The sequence below is a fragment of the Pseudomonas sp. P1.31 genome, from assembly GCF_001269815.1.
Lineage (GTDB): Bacteria > Pseudomonadota > Gammaproteobacteria > Pseudomonadales > Pseudomonadaceae > Aquipseudomonas > Aquipseudomonas rustica.
Genome location: NZ_LHVN01000002.1, coordinates 78799 through 90647, shown reverse-complemented (window position 1 = coordinate 90647; position 11849 = coordinate 78799). Strand labels below are relative to the sequence as shown.

General features: G+C 57.9%; 8 protein-coding genes and 1 tRNA gene. 1 reads left to right on the top strand and 8 read right to left on the bottom strand.

Annotated features, from left to right (window positions below):
• Positions 1–51: 51 nt before the first annotated feature.
• The 3 genes from AD669_RS00500 to gabD all read right to left on the bottom strand — a co-directional run bounded on the left by AD669_RS00500 (position 52) and on the right by gabD (position 4306).
• Positions 52–1263, bottom strand: coding sequence for a response regulator (locus AD669_RS00500; RefSeq protein ID WP_053116467.1), 1212 nt, complete (start codon positions 1261–1263; stop codon positions 52–54).
• Positions 1264–1400: 137 nt separating this feature from the next.
• Positions 1401–2678: a 4-aminobutyrate--2-oxoglutarate transaminase gene (gabT, locus tag AD669_RS00495; RefSeq protein WP_008080000.1), complete on the bottom strand. Its 1278-nt coding sequence runs from the start codon at positions 2676–2678 to the stop codon at positions 1401–1403.
• 185 nt (positions 2679–2863) lie between these two features.
• Complete coding sequence (gene gabD, locus AD669_RS00490) at positions 2864–4306, bottom strand: NADP-dependent succinate-semialdehyde dehydrogenase (RefSeq protein ID WP_053116466.1); 1443 nt, start codon at positions 4304–4306, stop codon at positions 2864–2866.
• Between the two features lie 431 nt (positions 4307–4737).
• Between gabD and AD669_RS00485 the strand changes: the two genes are divergently transcribed.
• A tRNA-Arg gene (locus AD669_RS00485) sits at positions 4738–4814 on the top strand.
• 218 nt (positions 4815–5032) lie between these two features.
• Here the strand turns inward: AD669_RS00485 and AD669_RS00480 are convergent.
• The 5 genes from AD669_RS00480 to AD669_RS00460 form a co-directional block, all read right to left on the bottom strand.
• Positions 5033–6736 carry a LeoA/HP0731 family dynamin-like GTPase gene (locus tag AD669_RS00480; protein ID WP_053116465.1) on the bottom strand — a complete coding sequence of 568 codons (1704 nt, stop codon included), beginning with the start codon at positions 6734–6736 and terminating at the stop codon, positions 5033–5035.
• Complete coding sequence (locus AD669_RS00475) at positions 6736–9981, bottom strand: DUF726 domain-containing protein (protein WP_053116464.1); 3246 nt, start codon at positions 9979–9981, stop codon at positions 6736–6738. Before AD669_RS00475 ends, AD669_RS00480 begins: the two co-directional genes overlap by 1 nt.
• 401 nt (positions 9982–10382) lie before the next feature.
• Complete coding sequence (locus AD669_RS00470; RefSeq protein ID WP_256218790.1) at positions 10383–10649, bottom strand: hypothetical protein; 267 nt, start codon at positions 10647–10649, stop codon at positions 10383–10385.
• Positions 10650–10668: 19 nt separating this feature from the next.
• On the bottom strand, positions 10669–11265 hold the full coding sequence (locus tag AD669_RS00465; RefSeq protein ID WP_053116463.1) for a hypothetical protein: 597 nt from the start codon (positions 11263–11265) through the stop codon (positions 10669–10671).
• A complete protein-coding gene (locus tag AD669_RS00460) occupies positions 11262–11843 on the bottom strand; it encodes an RNA polymerase sigma factor (protein WP_172680060.1) in 582 nt (193 codons plus the stop codon). The genes AD669_RS00465 and AD669_RS00460 overlap by 4 nt, the downstream gene beginning before the upstream one ends.
• Between the last annotated feature and the right edge of the window lie 6 nt (positions 11844–11849).

The window sequence follows — 11849 nt, the reverse complement described above, 5'->3', positions numbered from 1 at the left end:
TAAATCCCCTCGCCACAAAGGCCCGACTCTTACAAGTATGGTGTGGGCGGGTTACTTACGCATCCGCATCAGCTCCGGCAAGCCGATCTTGAGCAGCCGTGCCGTGCGGCTTTTTGCCAGCTCTTCGATGCCTTCATGCTCGGTCAGGTGCGCCATTTGCGCCGCCATGTTCATCACCAGCGCTTCACGGGAATACACCCCGCCACCGAGTTGATACACCGCCGCAATCAGCTCACGCAGCTCCAGCGGCAGACGCCAGCGCGTGCGCAACGCCGATCCATATGCCGCACCAAATTCCGCCAGCGCCTCACCAACCTCCTCCAGCTCATCCAGCGCACCACCGGCCTGCTGCCATTCCTGCAAACAACGCAGCAACGCCAGATCACCCAACCGATGCAGCATCCCCGCGCAGTAGCAGCGCTCCTGGTCCAGATCGAGCAAACGCGCCAACGTGCGCGCATATTCGGCAGTGTGCAGCGAAAGCCCCCAATAACGCTCGGCATAATCCGCCAGACACGGATCGCTGAGCCTGGCGCTACGCTTGAGCGCGAGCCCCAGAATCAAATTCATGCTCTGCCCGGTACCGAGCCGGTGCAGTGCCTGCGCCAATGTCTGCACGGGCGCGCCATGGTGCTGCGCCGCGCTGTTGGCGGCAGCGATCAACACGGCAGTGATCTGCGGATCGGTTTTTATCTCATCTTCGAGCACCTTCAGATCCAGCCCGCCAGGGTTGAGGCTGCGCTTCACCGCCACTTGCACATCGGTCATCAGCGGCGCGCCGTCGGCCTGCTCACGGCGTCGCTCGAGAAACACTGACAGCGTCATACCCGGCGCCAGCGCCGGCACTTCGCAGAACACCTCTTCCCCGGCATTGAGCAGCAACCCCTGCAAACGCTGGGTCAGGCTTTCCATGTTCAGCGGTTTGGTCAGATACGCTGTCGGCGCCAGCGGAATCGCTTCGCGCACGCTGGCGCTGTCGTTGCGGCTGCTCATCAGAATGAACGGCAGCGGCGGATTGCGTTTGCGCTGCCGCACGCTGCGCAGCACGTTCAGACCATCGACGCCGGGCAGCTCCCAGTCAACGATGGCGAGGTCATACGGCACTTCGCTAAGCAACGACATCGCTTGCTGGCCATCGGCGCACAGATCCAGCCGCGCATCGCAACGCACGTTCAGCAGCACTTGTTTGAGCAGGTCGCGCGACCACGGGTCGGCCTCGGCAATCAGCACTCGGGGTACGGCGGGTAAATCAACGGCGGTCATGCGCGCTCTCCCTTGCAATGCCTGAACCTTAGCCAATGCTGGCCTTTCGATACAGTGCTAAAGCCCCCGATGTGTTTCAAGGGGCGTAAAAAAACCCGCCGAAGCGGGTTTTTTGTCGATCAGGTCACACTGGGTGATCAGAGCTCGGAGAAGCACTCTTCGATGATCGCCAGACCTTTGTCCAGTTGCTCGTCCGGCGAGGTCAGCGGTACGAGTACGCGCAGAACGTTGCCGTAGGTGCCGCAAGACAGCAGGATCAGACCCTTGTCGCGTGCCTTGGCCACAACCGATGCCACTGCTGCAGCATTCGGCTTGTGGCTGTCGCCGTTTTCGAACAACTCAACAGCGATCATCGCGCCCAGCGCACGGACTTCACCGATCACCGGGTACTTGGCCTGGATAGCCTTCAGGCCAGTCACCAGACGCTCGCCGACTGCTTTGCAGCGATCCAGCAGGTTCTCTTCTTCGAAGACTTCCATCACGGCCAGCGCAGCGGCACAAGCGATCGGGCTACCGGCGTAGGTGCCGCCGAGGCCGCCTGGAGCGATGGCGTCCATGTATTCGGCCTTGCCGCAGACACCGGCCAGCGGGAAGCCGCCAGCGATGGATTTGGCGAAGGTGGTCAGGTCGGCAGCAACGCCCATCTGTTCCATGGCGAAGAATGTACCGGTACGGCCAGCGCCAGTCTGTACTTCGTCGGCGATCAACAGGATGCCGTGCTGGTCGCACAGAGCGCGCAAGCGCTTCATGAATTCCTTCGGCGCGACGTAGAAACCACCTTCACCCTGTACAGGCTCGATGATGATCGCGGCGATGTCTTTCGGCTCGGCGTCGTTCTTGAAGATGCGTTCGATGGAAGCGATCGAATCGTCGATGCTCACGCCGTGCAGTTCGTTCGGGTACAGCGCGCGGAAAATGCCGCCTGGCATCAGACCCATGCCGGCCGAATAAGGTACGACTTTACCGGTCAGGCCCAGGGTCATCATGGTGCGACCGTGGTAAGCGCCGGTGAAGGCGATCACGCCGGCACGGCCAGTGGCGGCACGGGCGATTTTCACGGCGTTTTCGACGGCTTCGGAACCGGTGGTAACCAGCAGGGTTTTCTTGGCGAAATCACCCGGGATCTTCGCATTGATTTTTTCGCACACTTCTACGTACGGCTCGTAAGCCAGAACCTGGAAGCAAGTGTGCGTCAGCTTGTTCAGCTGTTCGGTCACGGCGGCGATGATTTTCGGGTGCACGTGGCCGGTGTTCAGTACAGCGATACCGCCGGCGAAGTCGATGAACTCACGACCTTCAACGTCAGTCACGGTAGCGTTTTTTGCCGACTCAGCGAAGATCGGGTGAATCTGGCCAACACCACGTGGAACAGCTGCGGTACGGCGGGCCATCAGTTCAGCGTTAGTCTTGCTCATTACAGTCCTCATTCGCCGCTCATCGGGCGGCGTTGTTCAAGGATTAAGCGGGAGGAAGCGACGGTGGCAGCATGCGATGATCGACTGCCACGGCGTTCCCGGCCGCAGAGAAAATTCCGGTTTGAAACGACGCAAAGGGACAGCGCTCTCGTGCCCTTTGCGTTTGCAACGATCTTTGACCGGGCTTAGATGCCCAGGCAGAGGTATTTGATTTCCAGGTAATCTTCGATGCCGTACTTGGAGCCTTCACGGCCCAGGCCCGAAGCCTTGATGCCGCCGAACGGCGCGACTTCGTTGGAGATCAGCCCGGTGTTGACGCCAACCATGCCGTATTCCAGCGCTTCCGCGACACGGAACACACGACCGAGGTCGCGAGCGTAGAAGTACGAAGCCAGACCGAACTCGGTGTCGTTGGACATCGCGATCACTTCGGCTTCGTCTTTGAAGCGGAACAGCGGCGCCAGCGGACCAAAGGTTTCTTCCTTGGCCACAGCAGCATTTTTCGGCACGTTGGTCAGGATGGTCGGTTCGAAGAAGTTGCCTTCCATCGCCTTGCCACCGGCCAGCACGGTCGCGCCTTTGGCTACGGCGTCAGCAATGTGTTCTTTGACCTTGGCCACGGCTTTTTCGTCGATCAGCGGGCCTGTGGTGGTGCCGTCTTCCAGACCGTTGCCGATCTTCAGTTTGGCCACAGCCACTTTCAGTTTCTCGGCGAACGCGTCGTAGACCGAATCCTGGATGTACAGACGGTTGGCGCAGACGCAGGTCTGGCCGTTGTTGCGGTATTTGGAAATGATCGCGCCTTCGACGGCCTTATCCAGATCCGCGTCGTCGAACACGATGAATGGCGCGTTGCCGCCCAGTTCCAGCGAAACTTTCTTGATGTCCTTGGCGCATTCAGCCATCAGCTGACGACCGATTTCGGTCGAACCGGTGAAGGACAATTTGCGCACGATCGGGTTGCTGGTCAGCTCGCTGCCGATGTCGCCGGCGCTGCCGGACACCACGCTGAACACGCCCGCAGGAATGCCTGCACGCTGAGCCAGTTCGGCCAGGGCGAAAGCGGAAAACGGTGTTTGCGAAGCAGGCTTGAGCACCATGGTGCAACCGGCAGCCAGTGCCGGGCCGGCTTTACGGGTGATCATCGCGGCCGGGAAGTTCCACGGGGTGATCGCGGCGGTCACGCCGATTGGCTGCTTGATCACGATCAGACGCTTGTCTGGCTGATGACCCGGAATCACGTCACCGTAGATGCGCTTGGCTTCCTCGGCGAACCACTCGATGAACGAAGCGGCGTAAACGATTTCGCCCTTGGCTTCGGCTAGTGGCTTGCCCTGTTCGAGGGTCATCAGGCGCGCGAGGTCGTCCTGATTCTCGATCATCAGTTCGAACCAGCGACGCAGCTTGCCGGCACGCTCTTTGGCGGTCAGTGCACGCCAGGCTGGCAGCGCTTTGTCAGCGGCTTCGATGGCACGGCGGGTTTCGGCGGCGCCCATTTTTGGCACGGTACCGAGGATTTCGCCGGTGGCCGGGTTGTTAACCTTGATCGTCTGACCGTTGTCCGCATCGACCCAAGCGCCATCAATAAAGGCTTGCTGGCGGAACAACTGGGTGTCTTTAAGCTGCATGTCGGCTTTCCTTAACAGCACCGCGGCCTGCGCGGAGCAAATTATGATTGTAGAAAGGCGCCTCGCAAGGCTGCCGTCAGGGAAATCAGTGACCGGGTGTGGCGCATCAACCGTGGACGATTCGAACCACCGGCGCTTCAACACCCGCTCAACGAGCGTTTGAAATCTCAAACGGATCGTAGGATCAAAGGGGTTAAAGGACAATAGGTCGTTCGAAAAAAAGAACAAAAACGCCGCTTTTGCCGGATTTTTCAGATCAACGAGCCAAACCCGGTGCCGCAGCAAAACCATAGATCAACCCCGGGAAAGCGCCAAGCGAGGGTTTTGCAGGACGTTACAGCTTTAAGGAATACAGTGATTTAAGCGGACACGCGCACTGACAAACCCCAGCATGGACGCCCCGAGCCGACCTAGGTATGATGTCGCCCGCTGCACCAGTAGCTCAGCTGGATAGAGTACTGCCCTCCGAAGGCAGGGGTCGTGGGTTCGAATCCCGCCTGGTGCACCATATTTCTTTGATGTCTGGCCTTCTACGGCCTTACCGATCCAGCTCCTGGATCGGTTCTCTCCCCAAAACATCCCCGACACCCGCCGCCAGTAAAGTGATGAGCACAGCCCTCATCGGCTATTTTCTAGCTGTCTGAAGGTTGTGCCAACTCTATACCTGAACCGAGCCCGCAAGAGCAATAACCTGCCTATGCGGGGGAGCACTGGCGTCTGAACAGGTCAGTTCAGTCTTTTGAACTCGGCATCAATGGCTTCAGCTTCAACGCGCCATGCCTGAAAGCGCTGCTGACGTAAACGGCTTTCATCCACGTTGCTTTGCAGTTCTTGTCGACGTGTGTTGAGCAGCAGGTAATCAGGGAAGAACTCTTCTTTAAAACGCTCCGAGTTCACCAAGGCCAGAAAGTCCTGACGCTGCTGTTCGAAGTTACCGACCATCGTAACGACGGCTTTCTTGAAGGCTTCTTCGCGCTTGTATTGCTCCCAGCTGTCCCAGGCCTCGAGGGCCACGCCGAGTATGGCCAACGCGCTGTTGGCACCTTTGGCGAACTTCACCGCCCCCCACGGCTTGAATTTCAGGTACTTGCCGATATCCATGCCTACCGTCTTGGCGATGGTGGTAAGGCCATCCCGTGCAGCCAACACCGTGGTGTTATTGATGAAGTTGCCCTTGAGCACATGGTTAATGCCCTGTTTGCCCAAAGCCTTGACGGTCGTGTTGAAGTGGTTGACCTCGCTGTCGAAACCCACCTGCATTTTCTCGACCTCAAGGGTGATCGACTGGGTCTGGCGGCTGAATTCATTTTGCAGACGGGTGGACACGATGATGCCTTCAGCGCCCACCTCGCGCTCAAAGAAGTCCGCGAAGGTTTCCAGACTGCATCCTTTAACCTGAAGGATCAGGTCGGAGAAGTAACGAGTGGCGAAATCGCGAAGACTGATCCGCGCTTCTTCGATTTGCTGCCCGGTCGTTGCCAGTTGCTTGCCCAGGCGAGCATTGAGTTCATCGAGCCTGCCGACCTCCAGCGAAACCTTCTGATCGTTCTCGATGGCAACGGGCAGTTGGTTGCTCAGCACGTCACGGATGACGCTCGTGCGCATATCGTTGACTAGCGCGGCGCTGCCTCCGTTCTGCTGGATCTTTCCTGTGGTGGCCGTCTGAAGTGTGTCGATGTGAGACAACGCCTTGAACTGCTCCAGGTTGCCCAGCCAGTGCTCTACACCCATGTCGAAGGGGTTGGCGGCGACAGCGACAATGGATATTTCGACTGCTTCCTGGTCTGTCAGCGCTATGTGTTCACGAAGCCGGCGTGTCACGTTTTCGCGTTTGACCTGCAGGTTGGCCAAGTAGTCCTGATCATCTTCTACGTCAGCCACTTCGTCGAAGCGGCTGAGGACGAACACAGTGCGTGGCAGCAGATCCAAGGTGCGGAACAACCACGTCAGGTCATCCTTGTGGCTTTCCTTGACGGGGTTGGTCGAGTTCATCACATAGAGCACCAGGTGAGATTCGCTCACGTACTTTTTGGTGATGTCCTTGTACTTCTCGATGGCGTGAGTTTCGGCATTTTCCTGTTCCTTGAAGCCAAATAGCCCGGGGGTATCGATCAGCACGAAGTCTTCATCGACTTCGTAGATTTTTACTTCATTGGAGGATTCCTGATGGCTGATCTTCATGCTGGATCTGTCCAGCCTTTCCATCCAGGCCGCGGCAATCGAAGTCTTGCCTTCAGAGAAGCCGCCAATCAGGGCGACCTTGAGTTTTTCACCAGACACGCTGCTGATGACATTCTGCAGCTTGCTGCTCAACGCCGGGTCAATCGGTACGCCGGCCTCCGCGCCCTGACCGAGGAAATTCTGCAGCCTGTCCAGCAGCGTCAGCGCATTGGTCTGTTGAGCCTTGAACGTTTTAAGAGTGTTTTCCATTACAAATTTCCTGCAAGTTCGATTTGGCGGGAGAGGGTTTTCAGGCGAATGGTCGAGCGCGACAGCGTGCTCACTTGATTGGCCGCCTGTTTGGCAGGCGCCTCAAGTGCCAGGTCGAGTTGGTCGATAGTCTTCTGCATTTCGCTCATGGCGCTGTCCAGACTTTCGCGCAGCATGCCGCGTAATTGCTCGGTGGCGCTGCGCAGATTCGTATCAAGGGCCCGGCGTTGTTGGGACATCTTGTAGTCCGTGCTGAGCGCACTCCAGATTGCCTTGCCGATCGAGACCAGCGCGGTCAGTACTGAGGCTCCAACTAGCCACAAGCTGGCTCCGCCGGTGAACGGTGCCGCGGCGATACCCACAAGGCTGGCCAGCAGCCCCGCAACGTTGATGCCGTTGTCGATTTTTATGTTGAGGTTGAAAGGCTGGTTGAATCGCATGCTGCCAAGCTTTCCGTAACTTGAGGTCAACTCTTGGGCGTGTTTTTCAAAACGGGAGAGAATATCCACGGCAGCCTTCTGGAATTTATCCACCTCTACGTGCACTGCCACGGGCAGCTGCTTGCTGAGCTGGCGCTGCTGAGTTTCAAGCTGCTCGGTCAGGGCGCTTTTGAAAGCGTCGTTGCTGATGTCTTTGTCAATCCGCGCGTAAACGTCGTTACGCACCTTGCTGGCGAAGTTGTCGATCAAGGTTTCGCCGCACGATTCCAAACGCTTTTTCAGCGCCCCAAAGCTGCTGGTCAACTGGCTCTTGGCGCTTTGCTCTTCTTGGGAAAGCTTTTCCGACAGCGCTTTTAGAGTCTGCTGAACGCCTGAGAGCGTCTGGGTGGTGTGGTTGAGCGCGTCATTGGCCTTGTTAAAGTTGGCCCGAATGATCTTGGCTTTGCCGTTGTGAATCAGTTGGCGGCCCAGCAGATCCAAGAAGAGACGCAGACGGGATTTTTCCAGCAATTCGTCGGCACCGAAATCCTCGAGCACTTTGCTGCGGCGCTTGGCATTCTGCGATCCTGGCGAAAAATGGTCGGTCGAGGCGAGAAAGGCAGGAAGCGCGCTCAGTGGAAACACATTTTGATAATGCTTGCCGAGCTGCTCGCTCATTTTCTGGTCAAGTCCGGCAAGACTGGCGGTTTCGTCGTCGGAGACCAGCGGTCGGTCAGTCAGTGAGTGCTTGGGATTAGTGATCTTCTTGTTGAAAATGGTCCACACCTCAGTCTGCGCGCCCAGGTGCTGCTTGATCTTTTCCAGCGTGCCCTGGTGTTTCCCGTCACCCGTTTGTGGCGGCGCGGCCTGGTTAGTGACATAGAACACCGCGTGAGCGGTCTGCACGGCACGTTCTATCTGGTCGAGTACCAAGCCTTCCTTGCCCTCGATACCGGGTACATCCAGCAGCGCGAACGGTTGACCATCCAGTTCGAATTCATAGCGTTGAGTCTCGCGGGTGAAGTCGCTCAAGCCATGACCAATGATTTGACCGTCAGCATGAACTTGCAACTCCCCCAGCAACTGCGCCAGGCGGGTTTCATGTTCGAGTCGCTCCAGTGTGAGCGCTCGTTGCTGCTGCGTCGCCTCAGCCTGTTGCGCGGACAGCGCTGCACAAGCGTCGTCGCGCCTGGTTGCGATTTCGCCCAACTGTCGCTCCATCTCAAGGCGTGCGTGCTCAGCTTTCGTCTGTTCGACGTCCAGCGTCGCGGCGGCACTGTCCCGTGCCGCAGTAGTAGCGATCAACGAAGCGGTGGCCTCATTCAACTGAAGCTCTTCCGGCATCGTTCTGAAAAGATTCAACAGCGCTTGCCAGAGCGAAACGTTGCTTTTGCGTGTTGCAAGAAGCGTGTGAAGGCGAGCGACGGCGGCAAGGGCTTCTTTATGTGACTGCTCGTGTTGCTCAAACGCACTGCCAAGTCGTTGCTTCACCTCGCTGGATCGGACATTGGCCTGATCCAGCGCGCTCTGAGCGTCCCGGAAGGGTTGTTCGAACTGCAATAAAGTCGCACTCAGTTGCTGCGTCAGTTCTTGCAGTCGAGCTTCAGCTTGTTCAATGCTTTGTTGCAGCCCCTGCAGGGTTTCTTCAGTCAGCCCGTGCTGGTCGCGCAGCTTACGAAACGCCTCTTGGCTCGCCCGCTTACCGGGCTCCTGAAGCAGGATGCGCAAGGTCTCGATAAGGGTCGACTTGCCTGCACCCGTTTCACCATAGAAGGCAATGGTGAAGGTGTTCCACTCGGCATTCTTCTCGAGTTCCGCGAGGCGCTCAAACAGCGCCGTCCGATGCTCGGTCAGCCGCCGGAGCGCCTCCTCACGGGCGAGGTTCAAGGCTTCGTCGTCCGAAGAATGTCTCAGTTCACCGATAATGAGCGCCAGCTCGTCGTTGATTTGCTGGTAAACATCACGAGGGCTATTCAGTTCGAGTTTCATATCGTGTTCTTCGGCGGGTTGTTCGGGCGCCAACGTTGGCAAGAGTTCTTCTGAAGCTGTTTGAGCGCGCTCAGACAAGCCTGGAGCGTGGGCTTTGAAACGAGTCTGCGCCAATACTTCCGGCAGTCGTTCCCAGTAGTCGGTGTGTCCGAAATCGTTCATCTCGATGCTCTCGAAGTGTTCGACCTCGTTACGTCCCAGGCAGGTTTCACCCCAATTCAACAGCAGGGTTCTGTCTGCCTTGGAATAGGCATTAATAAGTCTGCCCTTGAACCGTTCACGCAGCCGCCGCGCTTCCATGGCGGTAACCTCAACGGCAGCGGCCATCAGCAGCACATCGTTGACAGCCAACTGTTTTCGATATGAAAAGCTCTTCAGGCTGCTGATAACCAGTCGCCCACCGAGCGAGTGTCCGATCAGGTTGATGGTCTTGATATTTGGATGATTGCTAAGCAGGTAATCCTGCAACTGGTCAATCAGCACCGCTCCCATTTGCTCCGCCCGAGTGCGGGCCTGAGTGAAGTTGCCCAGCCGATCCTTGGCGAATGCCCCCGCAAGACCGAAAGAATCTAGGGGCGAACTGGATAGGGTTTTGGCTAAATTCAGACCTGCCCCGCCAATTGCCCAAAGCGAAGACTTGTCGAAACGCAGAAGATGATTCGAAGGCCAGAACGCAAAGATATTGGTGTAGTGCTTTAGATGATCGGGGATCTTGTCGAGCAGGAACTGCTTGTCCTCATCACTATGCCCGGCACTGTAACCATGGACGAAAACGTTGGCTTCAGTGTTATCCGATCCGGCCAGTGGGGAGGTTTGAAACTGAAAAGGGTGAGGCATGGATTCTCCTTATCCACGGCCATGCTGTTTCGAGGCGTGGCCGTCAGACTTATTCGCCTGGATGCTTGGGCAGCGGGTGCGACATCGCAGGCCCGTGGGAACCATCATTGCGGGCAGGCATGGCTACATCCTTGTGCTGTTGGGGGACAGTGGCCTTGTTGGCGTCACTTCTTTGGCTAATCTACCTTAAAAATATGGCAAGTTGCCATCTAAAGGGGGTGGGGTTGGGGACGGGGGAAAAACCGGGACTGGTGAGAAAAAACAAACAAAAAAAACCCCTGAGCAGTCTCAGCGCCGTAGCGCATCAACCGACAGGGGCCGTGTTGGTGCCGATTATAAGGGTTGATAAGACCGAGTCAACCTGACGAATCGGCTCATGAACAGAGCCCTAAAGGGCTGTTCTATTCCGTCGTCCAATCAAACTCATCATATTCATCGTCATCCTCTTCCCCCTCAACCTCCTCAAAAACCTCGTCCTCATCAACGACGTCTTCTTCCGGCTGGTTCAGCAGAAATTCCTTACGTGCCTCGGTAATAGCGCGCCGCATCTCTTCGCCCTTTTGCGGGCAGTTGAGCAGTTGGGCAATGCGGTCAATTTTCGATGCCACGTTGTCCTCCGGCGTATTGGCAATGCCCCGATAGTGCGCGTTTTTGCGGGGCATTGCCAAATGGCTGAGGTTTACAGGGTCATTTTTCTTGCAACTGTTCGAATCGGGCGTCGAGATCGACGTTCGGGTAGCGTTTGTGCAGGTTGTTGAACAGGATGTCGGCGGCTTGCGATTGGCCGGATTCGCGCAGGCGCAGGACTTCGCGCAGTTGTTCGTCGAGGCCATTGGGTGGGGCGGCGGCGCGCTTGCTGACCTTGGCTTCGTCGGCGCTGATCGCCTGGCTTTGCATTGGCGCGGCCATTTCCATCATCGGCGCGGGCGCGGCTCGGGGCGCTGCCGGGGCGGACAATCGGTGCAGTTGCGCGGAATCCTCTTCGGCCATCGGCACAGCGAGTTTCGGCGCCGGGGCGTAGTCGTATTGGCGCAGCGGTTCGGGCGTGCGTTGCACCAGCGACAACATCAACGCGACGCCAACGAGGCTGGCGAATGCGACTTGCCAGCGCGGTTTGCGGCAGGCCTGCAACCAGCGTTGCCACAGGCTCGATTGCACGGCGGGGGTTTCGCGGCGCGCGGTATTGACGATGAATGCGTCGAGATGCGCGGGCGGTTCAGCGCTGTGCTGTTCGCGCAAGTGTTTGATCAGCGGATCTTCGGGTGTCTGGCGGGCGTCAGTCATGTGAGTACCTCCTCGGCCAGCAGCCGACGCAGTTTTTGCTGGGCGTAGCGCAAGCGGCTTTTGACGGTTTCCAGCGGTGTTTCGGTGAGGCTGGCGATTTGTGCCAGGTCGAGGTCGCCGTGCGCGCGCAGCAGGAACACTTCGCGCTGGTCGGCGGGCAAAGTTTGCAGGGCGCTTTCGAGGCGCTGGCTGTCGCGGCTGAGGCTCAGCAGTTGCTCGGGATCGGTCGCTTCATCGCTGACCGCGTGAGTTTGTTCGTCATAACTGTCGTGCAGCGGTTGTTGCGCGCCATGTTTGCGCCAGTGATCGATCAGCCGATTGCGCGCAATCTGGAACAGCCACGTACGAAATGTCGCGCGACCTTGTGGCTGACTGGCGCTGCGGATCAGGCTGAGCCAGGTTTCCTGAAACACCTCATCGGCCAATTCCGGTTTACCGCTCAACCCAAGCAGAAACCGGTACAAACCCTGACGATGGCGGGCGTACAAGATCTCGAACGCCGCGCCGTCGCCCTCGCGATAACGCGCCAGCAGCGATTCATCGCTGCTGGCGGTCGGGCTGTCTGCCGAAGCAAACAGCTGGCT